This is a genomic window from Candidatus Tisiphia endosymbiont of Nemotelus nigrinus (genome assembly GCF_964026475.1).
Taxonomy (GTDB): domain Bacteria; phylum Pseudomonadota; class Alphaproteobacteria; order Rickettsiales; family Rickettsiaceae; genus Tisiphia.
The window spans coordinates 690947-710245 of record NZ_OZ032151.1 but is presented as its reverse complement, the minus strand read 5'-3'; the positions used below and the strand labels follow the sequence as shown (position 1 = coordinate 710245).

Genomic DNA, 19299 nt, shown 5'->3' with positions numbered 1-19299 from the left:
TTACTCTGTCATTGCGAGGGGCTACTTTAGTAGCAACGAAGCAATCCACAAAAATGATTAGAAATGGATTGCTTCGTCGGCTCGTGCCTCCTCGCAATGACGGAGTATCGGGTTAGCTATAGATATTATAGCTATAATAGCATAATTTAATAACACCACTAATAGCTAAAACTCTTATAAAATTTATTTTAGTAAAGCCGGCAATTACAGGGATAAATCTTCCCCATAATGGCATTAGCATAAGCCAAAATATCAATATGTTATATTTTAAAAAAAATTGAGATAATAATTGCTGATTAGTATGAATCTGAGTATTCTTAGAAAAATAAAAAATTCTTAATAACATTATACCAAGAAAATAATTGATACTAGTAGCAACTAATGAGGCCATAGTTGCTACCACAACTATTATTAAATTATTATAAACACCAAACACCTTCATAGAATGAACAATGAATTCACTATCTAAACTTAGAACCAAATTACCTACTAAACTATCGATAAATAATAACGAATAAGCTTCCAACTGGTCCATAATTCAGACTATTTTTATAAAAGTTTGACAAAATACCCTACTATACTATAGATTTAACGCCTCAAAATACAACATATTATAATTTAAAATTTTTATGAATAAAGCTCTATCCTTGAAAAAACCATTTCTATTATGGTCTCTTGCCAGCCTATTTTTTGCATTTCAGTTTATATTAAGACTTTCGACTGGAATTCTTAGAGAAGAAATTATCCAAAAATTCACCATTGATACCATGGCATTTGGTGCACTTGCTGGATATTATTATTTAGGTTATGCCGGAATGCAAATACCAATCGGCATAATGTTAGATAAATTTAGTTTTAGAATTGTTGCATTCATATCTATCTCCGTTACCTCTCTTGGGGTTTTAGTTTTTACTGCAAGCTCAAATTTCAATCAGCTAATCATTGGAAGATTGATGATCGGAGCAGGTTCTGCTGTTGGTTTTTTATCAGTAAATAAGATTACTAGGACTTATTTTCCAGCAAAATATCATTCTATGATATTGGGATTTTCTTTTACCTTTGGCTTAGTTGGAGCAGTATTTGGTATTACTCCAATGAAATTATTATTTACTCATTTTGGTTATGACGTAACTTTTTATAGTTTAGCTCTAGTCGGATTTATCATTGGACTAATTATTTTAGTAATAAAAAATGATGATACAAGTAGTAACTCACATACTGTTCCTAATTCTAAACCTTCAATATGGAAACTACTATTCAATCCGACAATTTTATTAATTGGATTTTTTGATGCTCTAATGGTAGGAGCATTGGAAGGTTTTGCTGATCTATGGGCCATCCCATTCTTCAAACAAATTTATCAAATGAATGATATAGAAAGTAACTTGGTTACTTCATTCGTTTATATAGGTATGTGCTTTGGTGGACCAGTGCTTGCACTTATGGCTAATTTAGTAAAATCACCTAATTTTGTAATAACAATCACTGGATTGGTAATGAGCATAATTTTTGTCATTCTATTATCTTTTCCTTCATTAAATTTCTTTGCTACCGGTTCTTTAATGTTTTTATTAGGAATTTTTTGTTGTTACCAAGTTCTAATTTTTACCGTTGTCGGTAACCTTGTTACGGAAAAATCTGTTGGACTTGCCGTTGCAATAGTCAATTGTATCATCATGTCCTTCGGTCATTTCTTTCACAAAATTATGAGTTATTTAATCTCTTATAATTGGGATGGACTACTGAGTGAATCTGGTACACCTATCTATAGTCGTTATGATTTTATTACGGCAATTTCTATAATTCCCATTTGTTGTCTTATCGGGATCATCGGTCTTTGGTATTTATCTAGAAGATTAAAAACTCAAATATCAATAGACGAGTCCGTAGAAGAAAGGGTTTTAGCTTAAGTAATACCAACCACAAACGTCATTGCGAGAAGCCGCTTTAGCGGCAACGAAGCAATCTAATAAATATGGATTGCCACAACCACTACGTGGTTTCGCAATGACGCCAGCTTACTATGGACAAATATTAATCTGGTTAGCTACAGCTGCATTAATTAAATATTTTTATAAAAAATTACTAATAAAGCTTAGTGTACATTATAATTGTTGTATACTACGTGTTATAACAATTTGTCCTAATAACAAAATGACTAACAAAAATACTTTATTACTAATTGATGGTTACGGATTTGTCTTCAGAGCATATCATGTTCAGCCACCATTAACTTCTCCGGATGGCTTAGCTGTCGGGGCGCTTTATGGTTTCACTTCAATGTTGTTAAAACTATTGAACGATTTTAAGCCAGAACATGCTATTGTCGTTTTTGACTCTGGGGGAAAGAATTTTCGTCACCATATTTATGAGCAATATAAGGCAAATAGACCACCTATACCAGAGGATTTAAAGGCTCAATTACCACTTATTCGCCTAGCTGCTGGTAGCCTAAATTTCCCAATAATCGAGAGAGCCGGTTACGAAGCAGATGATATAATCGCAACTTTAGCCCATAAAGCCTCTGCATTACAACAAAATACTATCATTATTTCTTCTGATAAGGATTTAATGCAGTTAATTAATTCGCATACTAAAATGTATGATCCCATAAAAGCAAAATACATTTCCGAAGATGACGTGATAGAAAAATTTGGTGTAGAACCCAGTAAAGTCCGGGAAGTAATGGCGTTAATCGGAGATAAGTCCGATAATATACCAGGCGTTCCAAGCATTGGTCCTAAAACTGCTGCGACACTTATTAAACAGTTTGGTTCATTAGCAGAGCTATTAAATTCACTCGGACAAATCACTAATGACCGTCAAAGGGAAATAATCAGCTCCTCAAAAGAGCTAGCATTAATTTCCTGGCAATTATTTAGTTTAGATTATAATGTTGATATTGATTTAGATTTTAGTGTATTGCAATATACCCCACCTGATAGTAAGCAAATCTCTGATTTTTTGGCAGAATATGGGTTTAAATCTCTAAACAAGCGGGTGGAAAATTTATTCCAAATACAAATTACCAACGAATCTTTACCTACTAAGCAAATTACAATTCAAGAAATTTCTTCTCAACAACAGCTTGATGCTGTGCTAACTAAGGCAGAAGAGCATGGGATCGTCAATATTCATCTATTAGATTATCCCGGACAAACTCCTTCTATAATTTTATCTATTGACGGTAAATGTTATAATATTAAATTCATTGCTAAATTTTCTGGCAATATGTCTGACTTACTTGCTTACGATTTTCGTCAAAACTACCTGAATCAATGGTTTATGTCTGATATTCTTCAATTGCCAAAAAACAAGTCTATTAAGAAGATCACTTATAAACTGAAATCATTATTAAAATTCTTTGTCGATAGTGAAGTATATTCATGCGAGGATCTTGAACTAATGCAATATCTGATTTCTGCCGGCAAACCTCAGAAAAATCCATTTGATGGGGCACAGAAGGATAGCTTGGAAAGAGTGGCAGAAGTGGTTAGCAACTTCAGTGCTAACTACCAAAAGCTGCTATTAGAACTAAAAGATAACCATGCCTTAACACTATATCGAGAGATTGATTTACCTTTATGTTATATAATAGATGAAATGGAAAAAACCGGGGTCAAGATCGATTCCCAATATCTTAATCAGCTATCGGATGAATTTGGTGATGAAATTACTCAATTAGAACAGAAAATTTTTGCCATTACTGGGACAAAGTTTAACATCGCCTCACCAAAACAGCTTGGAGAAATGTTATTTGAGAAAATGCAATTACCTTTTGGTAAATTGTCATCAAAGGCTAAGTCATATTCTACTAGTGCAGAAATTCTTGAAAAAATTAGCGAGAGTGGCTTTGACATTGCTGATTTATTACTAAAATGGCGTCAATTAACTAAATTAAAAAATACTTATACGGATAGCTTACCTACTCAGGTGAATCCAATAACTAATAGAGTGCATACAACATTTTTACAAACTTCAACTAGTACTGGTAGGCTTAGTTCTCAAGAACCCAACTTACAAAATGTACCAATTCGCTCGAAAGAAGGTAATAAAATCAGAGAAGCTTTTATTGCAGAAGATAAGCACAAATTAATTTCAGCTGACTACTCACAAATTGAATTGCGAATCTTAAGTGCCATGGCAGATATACCATCCTTACAGCAGGCTTTTGTTAATGGTGAGGATATTCATAGTAAAACAGCTTGTAATATATTTAAAATTACCAAAGAGGAGTTAACATCCGAACATCGACGTAAAGCAAAAGCCATAAATTTTGGCATTATCTACGGTATTAGTGCTTTTGGGCTAGCAAAACAGTTACATATTAGCTCTTCACAAGCCGCTGAATATATAAAGAAATATTTCGAAGAATATCCAGAAATTCAGAGATATATGGAATATACAAAAAACTACGCCAAAGAACATGGTTATGTCCTGAACCTCTTTGGACGAAAGTGCTTTATTCCACTAATTCATGATAAGAAACAATCCTTACAGCAATTTGCCGAGAGGGCAGCAATTAACGCTCCAATCCAAGGAACTAGTGCCGACCTAATAAAGATAGCGATGATTGATCTTGACCGTAAAATGCGACAGCGACAATTGAAAACCAAGCTAATTTTACAAATCCATGACGAGTTACTTTTTGAGTCCCCCATTAATGAGGTAGAACTAGCAACACAACTAATTAAAACTACTATGGAAAACTCACCTAAATTAACAGTTCCACTTATTGTCGAAACTAAAGTAGGAGATAATTGGATAAATATGCATACTACACCTACCTAATCATTCATTGGGGTGGGGCTTAAAAAATAGCCCATATTGGTTAGCTATGTCACAATTCTTCGCCTTTTTCAATCGGCTCTATTCCATATAGTGACACCATTCGTTCAAGGACTCTCCCAACGGTAGGAGCTGCAGTCCAGCCGGCAGTAGCAAAACCAAATGATTCTTTTGTCCCTTTAGGTTCATCAAACATTATAAAAATAACATATTGCGGATTAAAGGCAGGTAATAAACCTAAAAATGATGACATTCTGCTATTCTTAAGATATCTTCTTTTGCCATGCCCATCTGCAGTTAATTTTTCAGCAGTACCAGTCTTTCCACCAACAAGATACCCTTTCACATCAGCTCTACGCCCCGTCCCTTCTTTTACCACCAAACGAAATAATTCACTCATTTGCTTAGATGTTTTTTCACTAAAAATATGCGTACCAACAAGACGCTCATCTTGCCTTTTGATTAAGGTTAAATCATATAATATTCCACCATTTACTACCGGCAATACTGCTTGAATAAAATGTAAAGGACTAATTGAAATACCATAACCATATGACATAACAGCACTAGTCAAATCACTCCATCTCTTATCAGATGGAAATAACGGAGTGCCTCGCTCTGGTAATTCAATTTTAAGCTGATCTAGTAGACCCAACCTCTTTAAGTATTTTTTGAAATCATTTTTGCCAATTTCTAACATGATTTGACTAACACCAATATTTGATGAATGTAGAAAAATCTCTGGGACACTATGCCATCCTTGCTTTGGGTGATAATCTTTTATATTAAACCCCCCTACCCTCATATAGCTAATATCATAAGCATCGTTCATTGCTATAGCATCAGTATCAAAGCCTACTGCCATAGTTAAGGTTTTAAATACCGATCCCATCTCATAAATACCAAGACTTGCCATATTAAACAATTCTTCTGGCTTTGCACTACTCGGATAATGTGGATTGAAATCAGGTTTACTAACCATAGCTAAAATCTCACCATTATTAGGATTGACAATTATTCCTACCGCTCCTACTGCACTAAATTCCTTTAATGTCCTATCTATTTCTTCGTTTAAGATGCTCTGTAATCTTACATCTATAGATAGTTCAAGTGGCTTTTTAAGCTGCTCTAGTTGTATCAGGTCAGTATCGGAATTAGTTAGAAATTTATCATAACTCCTTTCTAGCCCAGCAAGACCAACCAAATCCCTACCCACATATCCTATAATATGTGATAATAAATTGGAAAAAGTATATATCCTCTTTTGTTCTTGTTCAAAACTAAAACCTGGCATTGCCAAATTTAATATCGCCTCTTGCTCCTTTGGCAATAAATCTCTTTGTACCCATACGAAACTTTTATTACTTTTTAGCTCTGCAAGTAATTTCGTTTTATCAATCTTAGGTAATATCTTAGATAATTTTTCTAAACATTGCTCTGGATTGATTACTTTCTGTGGATTGACAAATAATGAGGAAGAGGGTAAGTTAACTGCTAATAAATTACCATTACGATCTACTATTTCTTTTCTAAAGTTGCTACTCTTTACTTGATATTCCGGCTTAACATAACCATTAGTTGCAACAATTATTAAGCGGTATGATAATCCACAGAACAACATAGCAAAACAAAAACTGACTATCAATAATCTAATTTTGGTATTGTCAGCACAAATATCCCATAAAATAATATTACCAAAATTTCTTTTCATTTTAGTTAGAGTATTTTTTATAAATGCTAATAAAAATATATTATTATCCATCTATACATTCGAACTGTTTAAAGGGTGGATCGTATATAGTAAATATATTAATCTGGTTAGCTATATATGCCCAGACAGAAAGAACACCTTTCATCGAATATACTCTGATTTTCTAGTTGAAACAGTTTTTATGTATTTATTAGCAATTGTTTTATAACGCCACTTAACATTGATTTTACTAAAATATGAACCACCTACTTCGTTATACTTTGCATATTTCTTACTCTCAGGTAGCAAAGGATCACTAATCATTTGCTTAACTTTAACAGTATCTAATTGTAAATAAAGTGATGCTAATTTTCTTAGTCTAGCAGGAGAAGTAAGGTATGATTGTTCGACTTTTAACACGTGAATTCTATCACTCTCATCAGTCAATTGTTTTGAAACCTCACCAAGCTGATAATGCAAGGCAATAACCTGATCTTTAACTCTAAACAATCCATAAATAGAAAAAATTATAGTGCATACAATTATACAACTAAATATTCTAACTACCATATGTAGTACCATCTATTTTTTGTCCAGCCCTTAATTTTGCAGATCTTGCTCTTGGATTAAGTGCAACTTCCCTAGACGATGGACATAATGGTTTTTTTGTAAGAATTTTAAGCCACTCCTTAGAATTTTCTTCAACTAGAAATTTTGCCGCATATTTAGACCTGGCAACTAATTTAGCAGAATTTGCTTTAAAAAAATTCTTAACAATTCGATCTTCTAACGAATGAAATGAAACAATTACTAGGCAACCATTTGGGGCTAAAATATTCTTGCTATTACTTAGAAATCTTTCTAATTGCCCCAATTCATCATTAATATAAATACGAATTGCTTGAAAAGTCTTAGTAGCAGTATCAATTTTACCTTTGCGAAAACCTATACTACTGCGAACAATATGGGCAAATCTTGCTGTATTGATAATCGGCTCTAACCGCCTATGTTCTACAATTTTTTTAGCAATTCTTCGAGAATAAGATTCATCCCCATATTTATAAATCACATCAGCTATTTCTTGTTCATCAGCCTTATTTATAAAATCTGCAGCACTCTCCCCTATCCCACTCATTCTCATATCAAGTGGTCCATCATGAGTAAAAGAAAACCCTCTATCTCCAGAATCAATCTGCATAGAAGAAACCCCTAAATCCATAACTATCCCATCAAATTTCAACGGACCTAATTCTGAAAAGCTTTCAGCAAAACCTGTCTGAATAAATCTCACTTTACCAGGATAATCATTTATCAATTGCTTAGCATAAGTTATAACATTTGGATCACGATCAATTGCCACTAATTGACAATTACAACAATCAAGTATCATCCGACTATAACCACCAAAACCAAAAGTACAGTCTAGATAATTCCCCCCATCTTTAGGACACAAGACTTCCTTAACTTCATTTAACAGAACAGCTATATGAGATAATGCGGATTCTTGTATCATATATCCTTATTAATATTCTTAAGAGTTAAACGGTTATCTTGAGCAATTTGCCGAGCTGAAGAAAGGTAAGTTTCAAAATTTTGCGGCTGCCAAATTTCAAAAACTAATCCCTTCCCTACAAAACACGCCTGTTCTGATATATCAGCATGCTCTATTAAAGATTTGGGTAAAATCACCCTACCCTCACCATCAAACGTAAGTTGGATGGCCTCACCAAGAATGATTGTTTCAAAAGCATCTCGTTCCTCAGAATATGGGTCTAAAGTTTGGATCATTTGACTTAATTCCTCAAGCCTCTTTAAACTACAGCCTTCAATACACTTATTTCTAAAAGACGGATAGACAATGACTCCGTTAAATGACTGACCAGACAAAGCGACTCTATAGCTAGCTGGCACTGAAACCCTACCTTTCTTATCAAGATTATTTATATATTTTGACAAAAAAATATTCATTTACCTATTTACCTTCCAAGAATTGGTAGTGTCGTCATTGCGAGACTACGTGAGTGTAGTGACAATCCACATTCATTGCTTCGTAGTATAGCACTTAACATATATGTTCATATTAGTGCTAGGTTATAAGAACGAACAACCGTCATCGCGAGCCACGAAGTGGTGTGGCGATCCAAATGAACAACGTGCTGTTGCAACTTTTGGATTGCTTCGTCGCCTAAAGTGACTCCTCGCAATGACGGTATGGACTCCGTCCAAACCCATCAATGGACTTCGTCCACATATGACGGTTGTTCGTTCTTATAACCTAGCACTAATATGAACATATATGTTAAGTGCTATACTTACCCACTCCTCGATAATAGATGGAGTAATAATCAAATTAGCTATATAACCATACCCTATACAAATTATTCCATAATTAGGCTTGGTCACATTTGGGATAATTTGGGATTATATGGAATTTTTAGGATATTGTACTATAATTATAGAGTCAAGAAGGTTTTAAATAGTTTACAAAAAATTTATAAAATTTTACCAATTGTGACTTATTTAATGCATACAACTAACCATTTAAGGCTCTAGACAACTTCTCCGTCATTGCGAGAAGCTACTTTAGCGACTAAGCAATCCAGAAAAATAGTTGGATTTGGATTGCTTCGTCGACCTATTGCCTTCCTCGCAATGACGGAGAAAATATCTAGAATCTTAAAGGGTTAGCTATATAGTCAAATAATTTGATTAGAATTAAAAAAAAGTGGATGACAGCTATTAGTGCAAAGAAAAATTTTAGTATAATGATCTCATACAAGAATTAATGAGATTTTTATGATTACACTACTTGCTTCAATAACGAGCTTTATTAGCTCAATTATCCCAGAAATTTTAAAAATTCTAAAGGATCAAAATGATAAAAAACATGAGCTTAATCTTTTAGATCGGCAAATTGAAAGCCATAAATTAGGTAATACCAAACTACTCACAGAGCTTAACGTTTCAAAAGACATGGCGGAGAATAATACTTTATATTCAACATATAAATTAGGCATTAATTGGGTCGATGCCTTGAATGGCTCAGTTAGACCTGTTCTAGCCTATAGTTTTTTTATTATGTATGCCTATGTTAAATATGTGCAATATAAAACCATACAAAGTACGGCAATCCTTGTGGAATATCTTGATGTTTTATGGAATATAGATGATCAGGCTATTTTTGCCGGCATTATTAGCTTCTATTTCGGACAACGTATGTTTAATAAATTATGGAAGCGTAAAATGTAATACAACATATTGCAATATATTGCATTACCTGCTATAATACTGAGGATATTTTATTTAATTAAAAGTTAGATATATGCTAAAAAGAATCGTTTGGTCTATTTTCTTTGTGCTAATTATATACCCAATCATACTTTCATGTTTGGCTATAAAATACTACACTATCCATAAGATAGGCATATTTGAGATAAGTTTGTTTATAATAGGTTATTATGGCTCTAATATTACTGTTGGTGTTGGGTTGCATCGCCTATGGTCACATCATGCATTTAAAACAAATAAGGTGGTTGAATTTATTCTTGTCATGATGTCAGCGGGTACGTTACAAGGACCAGCGTTATCATGGGCATCAAATCATTTCATACACCATACTTATACTGACAAAGAACAAGACCCGCATAGCCCGTTAAAGTTTGAGAATAGAATTTTAGGGTTTTTATGGTCACATATTGGCTGGATGATCATTGATGGAAGCTATAAGTCCATTGACCGAGTTACTATGGTTAAACTTGGTAAGAACAAATTGCTAAGATGGCAATTAAAACATTACTGGAGAATTTCTATATTTATGAACACTGTACCACCTGCATTAATAGGTTATTTGATTGGCGGAACTATTACCTCTGCCTATGCTGGTTTCTTGTTTATTGCTATTGGTAGAGCACTGCAGCAACATGCAACTTTTTGCGTTAATTCTCTATGTCATTTCGTTGGTAGTAAGAAATATTACAAAGGTACTGCCGGAGATATTTGGTGGATGGCTTTATTCTTATTAGGTGAGAATTGGCATAATTTCCATCATGCATTCCCATCAGATTATCGTAATGGTGCTAAGTGGTATCATTTCGATGTCCATAAATGGATAATATATCTGATGAGTAAATTAGGGCTAGCTTGGAATTTAGAAGTTACACCTGAAATTAGAATACAAGCGAGGGCAAACGAGACTAGTAAATATCTAATAGAGGGCAGAAAACAACAATTAAGTTTACTGCAAGATAAAATTAATCAACTAGTAGAGCGTGTATATGTAAAACTTAATGAGATTGAAAGCTCTTCTATATCGGTTAAATCTCAATTAAAAAAATCTTTTATAGAAATTCAGGAATCACTGAAAAAGCTTGCTGAACAATTGCAGTCATCAATTCAGTTAACAGAGCAATCGTCAGAGCGATTACTAAAAATTGCTAGTAAAAAGATTAAAGATCGTGAGATGGCAATTTATAGGTTATATAACGAACTAGATAGAAAATACGCTAGGAACTAGGAGAGATCGTGATGTCAGACTTAATATCTATTGAAAATATGAGCTTTGAAGCAGCTTTAGCTGAACTAAAAGAAATTGTAAAAAAAATTGATACTGGCGAAGAAAGTTTAGATTCATCAATTAGTAGCTTTGAAAGAGGGATTTTACTAAAAGATCACTGTGAAAAAAAGCTACAAGCCGCTCGCTTAAAGATTGAAAAAGTCACTAAGCAGGCAGATTCGACTATTGTCGTAGAAAAGATAGAGCAAACCAGCTAAGAGCGATTATTGGCAGAGGTTTATGATTATTAATCTATACAGAGGTTTCATGATATAGACTATTATCACTAGCTTCTCCTACAAATACAACAACGTCTTCTCTCATTATAAATCCAAACTGAGTAATAATAGAGTCTGGATTGCTAACAGCACGGTTAATAGAGAATAACTTTTCTATCTGAAGCAATTCAGAACTATTTTGACACTTACTCAATATGTCATTACGCTCATCTGTAGCTGCCTCCTTAATTGCCTTAAGATAAAGTAACGGCAAGTTCCTTTAGAGGTATAGCACTTAACATATATGTTCATATTAGTGCTAGATTATAAGAACGAACAACCGTCATCGCGAGCCACGAAGTGGTGCGGCGATCCAAATGAACAGCGTGCTGTTGCAACTTTTGGATTGCTTCGTCGCCTAAAGTGACTCCTCGCAATGACGGCATGGACTCCGTCCAAACCCATCAATGGACTTCGTCCACATATGACGGTTGTTCGTTCTTATAACCTAGCACTAATATGAACATATATGTTAAGTGCTATAATAGTTCATTACTGAGGATACTAATAATATGTTTTTTATGCTCTAGCTCGTCTCCTAGTTCCCTTAACTTCATTCTATGTAAAACACATAATATCTTTTTTACTTGTTCATCATACCCTGATGGCATATGATCTGTTGATTTAGCCAAATGGTTTGAGAATGCTAAATTCTTTGATATTGTATTAAGGAATCCTATAGTAAACGAATCGAAAAGGGAATCATAGATAAGATTGAACACTAAGTTGTTCATTTTGCTTTTGCTCATTGGTATATCTTTATTTAATTAATATTAATAACTAATAATGCTTTGAATAATTATTTTTTGAAAATATCAGTCTAGCACACACGTACTTCATGTATAGTACAGGGCGATTTAAAAATTGCAACTAATGACAGAAGGCGCTAAATTACAGAAACGAATGATTGTCATCGCGAACCACGAAGTGGCGTGGCAATCCAAATAAACAGCTGGCTAGTTTTATTTTTACCGCTGCAACTTCTGGATTGCCACGTCGTCGCTTTGCGACTACTCGCAATGACATTTATGCATTTTCTAAAACAAATTTTTCTACCATTAATTGTGACTTTTAAATCGCCCTGCTCTATTTGTCCAAGAAATAGGCTTGACTAAAAGTAAATCTTTATAAACTCATTTGATCTCTTTTATTATTTTTTACAGTTTTTATTTGTGCTATGGGAGTCGTTTTTTTTACATTGCTATTATCATTCTTTACTTGATAATCTTTGCGGAGTTTTTGTAATTCATTTGTAATATTTTTGTCATTTAATATATTTCTAAATTTTTGCTTTCTTTCATTAAAAAAGATTTTTGGCAATGCATCCTTTATGATATCACCTATTTCTGCAAATTTCTGTTTCCAATCTAATTTTTTATCAGCAATTTTAGCAGATTTTCTAACTATCGATCCGGCAACTTCTGTAATGTCATCATATTTTCTATTTCCTGTAATCATAGGAGATAATATCGCTATTACACCCTTTTTCATTTCATTCTGATGAGCTGTAGTAATAAGTTCCTTACCTTCCATCTGTGTTTTAAAATATTTTGCCAACTGTTCCTTAGCTAATTCAAAATATTCTTTCTCTAGAATATTAACTGCTAAGTTGTTGCCATATCTGTTAGCAACTTCCAAAGGAATATCGCCGTTCAAGTCTTTTTGCGTTAATAGTTCACGTCCTACAGGATATTTTAGTATTTCAGTTATTATATCAGTATTACCAAGTGCAGCTGACATATGTAAAGTAGTAGGTATTGGATAAAGTGTTTCTTGCTTTAAAGATTCCTGCATATTTGGATTATTAAGCATTGTTTTCACAATATCTGTGTTACCTTGTGCAGTAGCATAATATAAAGGTCTTATTTCATAAAATTCTTTCCTATTGCTGATCCCAGAGTCCAATAAGTTTTGCATAGAATCTGCTTTACCAGAATTTAGAACCGCAATTGTTAGCTCAGATACACTATAAGCTTTAGGCTTTTGTTCAGAACCTATCACAGACAAGCTAACCATTGGTTGCTTTAGCCCTTTTGCTAATTCTTGTTGTTTTTCTTTAGTTAAGTTTGCTATAGCATTTGGTAAATCTGCTTCATTACTATCAATCTTGATAGAAACAGCATTTTTTAGATTTTCTGTATATTCTTTTGTTTGTTTAATTCTTTCATTTCTAAGTTCTTGATTTAGTGGTATACCATTAATAGTAGGTTTTTCCATCATTTCTAGGAATTCACTCACTTTCATATTATGGGTAGTTTCATTATAATAATAGCCGATGCTAGAATCGGAAGTAAAAACTCCTGGCATTAATTCTTGTAATTTTTTAATTCCTCGATACATATCCAATGATTCGGGGGCATAATGACCACTATCACTACTAATCATATCTATCTTACCATCCTCATTAATACTAACCATACCTGCCAGTTCTGCTGGTCTACCACCTAAAAACGAAGCATGTGTTAGAGTAGGCTCTATGGGATTATATTGCCCTTTATGAGTACCAATATAAAATGATCCATCTTTTGCCATTACAAAAGCTTGAATGTTTTTGGTATGTTTACTTTCCTTACCAAAAGTAGTGGCGATTTGATTATTACTATCAACTAAACTATTAGATTGTTTATCATAAAATAGTTGATGACTTTTTAACTCAGTTTCACTCATCCGTAGAATTGGATATTCGTAACCATTAAGAGTTTGCTTAGCTTGAGTAATTTCTTCAAGATATGGCTTAATTTTATCCTGCTCTATAGTGCCTGATATCCTTACTCTAACGCAATCAACTAATTCGTCATGACCATATTGCTCAGATATTATTGCTCGTTTAAATTTTCCTATTGCATCTTTCCACCGTTGTTTCGGCTCTATTTTAGTAGGATCTGCCATATTATACCTATTAATTATATCGAATTAAGCGATTATTTTACAACATATAATAGTTGTAACAAAATTTTGTGAATTGATATATCAAGCATGTTCATAATCGTATTTGGCAGCAAACCTAAATAAATTATTACTATACATAATGGTGTGATTGCAACTATCTCATAGAGATACATATCTTTAAAATTTGCAACCCGAACATTAGTAATTTGTCCCAACATTACTTCTTTGTAAAGTTTTAGCATATAAACAGCTCCAAGAATAATACCAACAGCACTTACCATGGCTATCACTACATTAGCTTGATAAATACCTATCAAACTTAGGAACTCTCCTATAAAACCACTAGTGCCTGGTAAACCTATAGAGCCAAGCATAGCAATCATAAAAAAAGTAGCAAGTATTGGCATTTTATTTGCCACGCCACCATATTGGTCTATCTCTTTAGTATGCAATCTGTCGTATAAAGTACCAACTATCAAAAACAAAGCAGATGCTACCACACCGTGGCTAATCATTTGATATATTGCTCCCTTAATCCCCATTTCTGTCAAGCTAAAAATCCCCCCAGTAACATATCCCATATGAGCTATTGATGAATAAGCTATCATCTTTTTCATGTCTCTTTGAGCTAGTGCCACTAATGAACTATATATTACAGCAAATATACTCAGCACTAATACATAAAATGCAAATTCTTTTGATATATTCGGAAACATTGGCAATGATACACGTAAAAAACCATATGTTCCAAGTTTTAATAAGATACCTGCCAAAATGACAGACCCAGCCGTTGGTGCTTGTACGTGTGCATCAGGAAGCCAAGTGTGAAATGGTATCATAGGCACTTTTACTGCAAAGGCTATAAAGATTGCCAACCACAAAACTTTCTGCACCGATAATGCTAATGAAGGTAATAATTCGTTCAGTTCAAGCATATTAAAACTATGAACTTGACTATAAATATATATGAGTGACAATAAGAAAAATACCGAACCAAAGAAAGTATACAAGAAGAATTTTATAGCCGCATAAACTCTATTCTCACCTCCCCAAACTCCTATAATTATATACATAGGGATTAATATTACTTCAAAAAACAAGTAAAATAATAATAAATTCATTGAGGAAAAAGCCCCAATGCAGAAAGATTCAATTAATAAAAAACAAAACAAGAATTCTTTGATATATTTTTTGATGGTAAATAGGCTAGCTATAATACAAATAAGGGTTAAAAAGCTGGTTAGAACAACAAAAAATATTGAGATTCCATCAACTCCAATGTGGAATTCAAGACCTATAGATTGAATCCAACTATAGCGTTCTACGAACTGATAAAGTTTTGATTTACTATCAAATTGAACTAATAAATAAATAGTAGATATTAGTGTCAATACCGAGCTTAGAACTGCAACATATATCGCATAAATTTGTTTATTAACCGACCTACTTTGTTTAATAAACAATAAGATATATAATGCACTTAGTAAAGGCAAGAAAATGCTTATTGATAAGATAGGTAACTCTGACATTCTAAGCTCTAATAATCCAATTAACTCCGTTTATTAGAATATATAAAACTAATATTACTTGAACCACGTTCGATTGCTGCTGCTACCTTTATAGTATTATATTCATCAAGGGCTTTACCTATTACTTGCATGCCAAGAGGTAATCCTCTAGAAGATAATGCAGCAGGTACAGAACAACAAGGAAGACCGGCAAGACTAGCTGGAATAGTAAATAAATCGTTCAAATACATTGTCACAGGATTATCTTGTTTCTCACCTAAGTTAAAAGTTTCCGATGGTGCGGATGGCATAATTATTGCCTCAACTTGCTCAAAAGCTTTGTTAAAATCATCTGAAATCAAACGTCTTATTTTTTGTGCTTTTAAGTAATAAGCATCCATAAGAGTAGATGAAAGCAAATAAGTACCAATCATAATACGTCTTTTAACTTCAGAACCAAAACCAGCACTCCTTGTTTTTTCATACATTTCTTCAATAGAGCTTCCATTATTTTCTGTCCTAAAACCATATCTTATACCATCATACCTTGATAAATTAGATGAGCTCTCAGCAGGTGCTATCACATAATATGCAGCTAGAGCATATTTAGAATGTGGCAATGAAATATCAATAATTTCTGCTCCATCATTTTTAAGAACATCGATAGCATGACGCCACATTTTAATAATATCCGGTTGTATACCATCTTGTTTCATAATATCAAATGGAACACCTATCTTCATGTTTTTTACACTAGCATTACAGGCGGGTCTTAGTTGTGGTATATCGGAATTTATAGAAGTAGAATCTTTCTCATCAAAACCTATCATGGCTTGTAGCATTAAGGCAGTATCCTCGACGGTTCTTGTAAGCACGCCAGCTTGGTCAAGTGAACTAGCAAAAGCAACCATACCATATCTAGAACACCGGCCATATGTTGGTTTGAATCCAACAATTCCCGTATAACTAGCAGGCTGACGAACAGAACCACCTGTATCACTTCCAAGAGCTGCCATAGCCAAAAAAGCACTGACAGACGCTGATGAGCCTCCAGAAGAGCCACCAGGAACTAGTGGAATCGCAGGTGCATCAACAGCTTTCCAAGGATTAATAACGTTACCAAAATAGCTGGTAATATTAGCAGAACCCATGGCAAACTCATCCATATTAGCCTTACCGAGCATTATTGTCCCATGATCCTGGACTTTTTGGCTGACAGTTGACTCGTATGTTGGTATAAAATTACCAAGCATTCTTGAACCAGCAGTAGTACGCACCCCTTTTGTACAAAAAAGATCTTTTACAGCAATGGGAATACCTTCTAATGATCTTTCTACCCCCTTATGATAGTTTTGATCAGCAATTTTAGCTCCCTCTAAAGCAGTATCTGTAGTTTCAGTAATATAGGCATTTAGCTCTTTATGCTTACCCATTTCTGCAATATGAGCTTTAGTCAACTCAACACATGAAAACTCTCTGTTTTTTAACGATTTCAAGGCTTGTGTTATGGTTAATTTTATAATTTCTGACATATTTTACTCTACTACTTTTGGTACTACAAAACATTTTACTTCCTTGGCAAGTTCTGCTTTATCATTTGGCAAGTTAGCAAATAACTCATCAGAAATGTCACCATACAATACTTGGTCGTTTCGCATTCTTTGGTTCATGTCACAAACTGAAGTAAGTGGTTGAACGTTACTACAATCTACGTCGTTCAAAATGTCAATCATATTCATTATCTCAGTCAATTGTTGAGCAAAACTATTTAATTCATCTTGGTTAAAGTCAAACCTAGCAAGTTTTGCTATTCTTTGCACTTCTTCATTTGTAATCATTATATACCTAAATTATTAAAGTCAATGTTGTTTAAAATAATATTATACCACGAAATATATCTGCACTAATAGCATGAAGTCATTTTTTTTAAGAATAATTATATACTCAGGTAGAACTTCAAGAATTGGCGTCGTCGTGCCTAAATATCTCCGCTGCTCACGTACTAATGTACGCCTAGCAGCTCGACTTTGCTACTGCCTAGCTCTTCTTGAAGTTATACTATCGTCTACCAACTCTTCATTTACGAGTAGTATACTTATCTTACATTGAGCTATTGCGTAACCTCTTTAATGTTTCAAAATGACGCAAACCAAAGCCATATAATACAAGAAACGGTATAAATAATATTACTATTCCCCAATTAGCAAAATACTCTATTAAATAAACTAATCCAAAAGATGTAACGACATACATTATTGCCTTTATTACAGCACATGAAATACTGACACATCTAAAACGTTTAAATACAGGAAATTGCTTATAAAATATTGATTCCGCAGGAAATGCTTCTGTCTTAAATATCAATATAAAAAACTGCAACAATAATAAATAGAAAGGAGATGAGATATTAGTTAATAAATATGGTAAAAACATGATACTAATAGCACAAATAACTAATTTCATTTTTAAAATTTCCATGGGATATATTCTATAAATCAAATAAGTATATAGAATACTGAACAATAAGTCTGCTATTATAACAAACAAGTTATGACCAATAATTTGTTCAGTATCATAATTAAAGGTGTTTCTGAGTATAATGCCGCAATGCATATATATAAAATAAAAAATAATTGGTCCAGTCGATTCAATTGATAAATAAGCTAACAGAGTCTTTATATTGATCTTCTCATTTAACATTTTATGATTAGTAATATCTTTTTTTTCTAGACCGAATTTTTTAACTGTACTTAGCAACCTTGTTCTTGCATCAGCAAATTCTGGAGTTTCTCTAAGGCGGGTTCTGGCTGCCACTCCCACTAGAGCAATCACTGCACCAAACAAAAATGCATATCGCCAATTAAAACCATATGAAGTAACAAGCATAGCTACACCTAAAGCGAATACTGCCCCTAAATTAACAAATATTATAATAAAACCAACAACAGAATATTGTATTGGTGGTTCGGTTATTTCCGTTAAATATAATTGAGCCCCTATTGCTTCTCCTAAGGATGACATGCCTTGCACTATTCGACAAATAGTAATTAATACCGAAGCAGCAATACCAATTTGGGCATAAGTAGGCAAAATAAACACCATAAAACAAGAAAATGACATCATAAAAGTTGTGACAACTAATGTGGTTTTGCGACCTACTTTATCACCTATCCAACCAAATATCACAGCACCAATTGGTCTAAAAACAATAGTAGAGCAAAAGGTAAAAGCCGAAAGAAGAGTAGCAGTGTGCGAATCAGTCTGTGGGAAAAATAACTCATTAAGAAATGCTGCCATGTGTATATAGAGCATCAAGTCAAAATACTCTAGAAATGTTCCTATTGACAGCAACCCAACCGCTTCTTTTTGCTCCGTGGTTAAACTTCTCTGCTCTCGTTGTTGATACATTATCATTTTTTTATCTTTAAATACTAAACACTACTCATCAGCCTAAACATTGGTGATACGCTACGCACCACGTAACAAAATGGAAGAAACTACCAAAATATGTGCAGTTTCTTAGAAGTGCTAGGTTATAATACCAATTCCCGAAATTAATTTCTTCTGGTAATTTGTACGTCGATCCGGTGCTCA

Annotated in this window: 19 protein-coding genes; 7 read left to right on the top strand and 12 right to left on the bottom strand. The window is 33.5% G+C overall.

The window, feature by feature from the left end:
• Positions 1 to 112: 112 nt before the first annotated feature.
• On the bottom strand, positions 113 to 535 hold the full coding sequence (locus tag AAGD39_RS03315; protein WP_341757173.1) for a DedA family protein: 423 nt from the start codon (positions 533 to 535) through the stop codon (positions 113 to 115).
• 94 nt (positions 536 to 629) lie between these two features.
• Here AAGD39_RS03315 and AAGD39_RS03310 point away from each other — a divergent pair, with 94 nt between their 5' ends.
• Positions 630 to 1910, top strand: a complete 1281-nt coding sequence (locus AAGD39_RS03310; protein WP_341757172.1) for an MFS transporter — start codon at positions 630 to 632, stop codon at positions 1908 to 1910.
• A gap of 244 nt (positions 1911 to 2154) precedes the next feature.
• Positions 2155 to 4791: a DNA polymerase I gene (gene polA / locus AAGD39_RS03305; RefSeq protein WP_341757217.1), complete on the top strand. Its 2637-nt coding sequence runs from the start codon at positions 2155 to 2157 to the stop codon at positions 4789 to 4791.
• A 49-nt stretch (positions 4792 to 4840) separates the two neighbouring features.
• Here the strand turns inward: polA and AAGD39_RS03300 are convergent, their stop codons facing one another.
• The 4 genes from AAGD39_RS03300 to AAGD39_RS03285 form a co-directional block, all read right to left on the bottom strand.
• Positions 4841 to 6520, bottom strand: coding sequence for a peptidoglycan D,D-transpeptidase FtsI family protein (locus tag AAGD39_RS03300; RefSeq protein WP_375359836.1), 1680 nt, complete (start codon positions 6518 to 6520; stop codon positions 4841 to 4843).
• Positions 6521 to 6640: 120 nt separating this feature from the next.
• On the bottom strand, positions 6641 to 7048 hold the full coding sequence (locus tag AAGD39_RS03295; protein WP_341757171.1) for a hypothetical protein: 408 nt from the start codon (positions 7046 to 7048) through the stop codon (positions 6641 to 6643).
• Positions 7038 to 7991, bottom strand: a complete 954-nt coding sequence (gene rsmH, locus AAGD39_RS03290) for a 16S rRNA (cytosine(1402)-N(4))-methyltransferase RsmH (protein ID WP_341757170.1) — start codon at positions 7989 to 7991, stop codon at positions 7038 to 7040. Before rsmH ends, AAGD39_RS03295 begins: the two co-directional genes overlap by 11 nt.
• Positions 7988 to 8446: a division/cell wall cluster transcriptional repressor MraZ gene (locus tag AAGD39_RS03285; protein ID WP_341757169.1), complete on the bottom strand. Its 459-nt coding sequence runs from the start codon at positions 8444 to 8446 to the stop codon at positions 7988 to 7990. Before AAGD39_RS03285 ends, rsmH begins: the two co-directional genes overlap by 4 nt.
• Positions 8447 to 8549: 103 nt before the next feature.
• On the opposite strand from AAGD39_RS03285, the gene AAGD39_RS03280 reads away from it, so the two are divergent.
• From AAGD39_RS03280 to AAGD39_RS03265, 4 genes are all read left to right on the top strand, one after another.
• Positions 8550 to 8672, top strand: a complete 123-nt coding sequence (locus AAGD39_RS03280; protein WP_341756945.1) for a hypothetical protein — start codon at positions 8550 to 8552, stop codon at positions 8670 to 8672.
• 602 nt (positions 8673 to 9274) lie between these two features.
• Positions 9275 to 9727 (top strand): hypothetical protein, encoded by a 453-nt coding sequence (locus AAGD39_RS03275; RefSeq protein WP_341757168.1) that lies wholly within the window; start codon positions 9275 to 9277, stop codon positions 9725 to 9727.
• A 73-nt stretch (positions 9728 to 9800) separates the two neighbouring features.
• Entirely contained in the window at positions 9801 to 10991 is a 1191-nt protein-coding gene (locus tag AAGD39_RS03270; protein WP_341757167.1) for a fatty acid desaturase, read from the top strand.
• Positions 10992 to 11002: 11 nt separating this feature from the next.
• Positions 11003 to 11248: an exodeoxyribonuclease VII small subunit gene (locus AAGD39_RS03265; protein WP_341757166.1), complete on the top strand. Its 246-nt coding sequence runs from the start codon at positions 11003 to 11005 to the stop codon at positions 11246 to 11248.
• Positions 11249 to 11282: 34 nt separating this feature from the next.
• Here the strand turns inward: AAGD39_RS03265 and AAGD39_RS03260 are convergent, their stop codons facing one another.
• Entirely contained in the window at positions 11283 to 11522 is a 240-nt protein-coding gene (locus AAGD39_RS03260) for a hypothetical protein (RefSeq protein ID WP_341757165.1), read from the bottom strand.
• Between the two features lie 30 nt (positions 11523 to 11552).
• Here AAGD39_RS03260 and AAGD39_RS03255 point away from each other — a divergent pair, with 30 nt between their 5' ends.
• Complete coding sequence (locus AAGD39_RS03255) at positions 11553 to 11675, top strand: hypothetical protein (RefSeq protein WP_341757164.1); 123 nt, start codon at positions 11553 to 11555, stop codon at positions 11673 to 11675.
• Positions 11676 to 11787: 112 nt separating this feature from the next.
• On the opposite strand, the gene AAGD39_RS03250 is transcribed toward AAGD39_RS03255, so the two are convergent.
• The 6 genes from AAGD39_RS03250 to AAGD39_RS03225 form a co-directional block, all read right to left on the bottom strand.
• Positions 11788 to 12057: a hypothetical protein gene (locus tag AAGD39_RS03250; protein ID WP_341757163.1), complete on the bottom strand. Its 270-nt coding sequence runs from the start codon at positions 12055 to 12057 to the stop codon at positions 11788 to 11790.
• A gap of 376 nt (positions 12058 to 12433) precedes the next feature.
• Positions 12434 to 14197, bottom strand: a complete 1764-nt coding sequence (locus AAGD39_RS03245) for an ankyrin repeat domain-containing protein (RefSeq protein WP_341757162.1) — start codon at positions 14195 to 14197, stop codon at positions 12434 to 12436.
• Between the two features lie 32 nt (positions 14198 to 14229).
• Complete coding sequence (locus tag AAGD39_RS03240; protein WP_341757161.1) at positions 14230 to 15726, bottom strand: NADH-quinone oxidoreductase subunit M; 1497 nt, start codon at positions 15724 to 15726, stop codon at positions 14230 to 14232.
• Between the two features lie 20 nt (positions 15727 to 15746).
• Positions 15747 to 17237, bottom strand: a complete 1491-nt coding sequence (gene gatA / locus AAGD39_RS03235; RefSeq protein ID WP_341757160.1) for an Asp-tRNA(Asn)/Glu-tRNA(Gln) amidotransferase subunit GatA — start codon at positions 17235 to 17237, stop codon at positions 15747 to 15749.
• Positions 17238 to 17240: 3 nt separating this feature from the next.
• Positions 17241 to 17543 carry an Asp-tRNA(Asn)/Glu-tRNA(Gln) amidotransferase subunit GatC gene (gene gatC / locus AAGD39_RS03230; RefSeq protein ID WP_341757159.1) on the bottom strand — a complete coding sequence of 101 codons (303 nt, stop codon included), beginning with the start codon at positions 17541 to 17543 and terminating at the stop codon, positions 17241 to 17243.
• A 262-nt stretch (positions 17544 to 17805) separates the two neighbouring features.
• On the bottom strand, positions 17806 to 19119 hold the full coding sequence (locus AAGD39_RS03225) for an MFS transporter (protein ID WP_341757158.1): 1314 nt from the start codon (positions 19117 to 19119) through the stop codon (positions 17806 to 17808).
• Positions 19120 to 19299 lie beyond the last annotated feature (180 nt).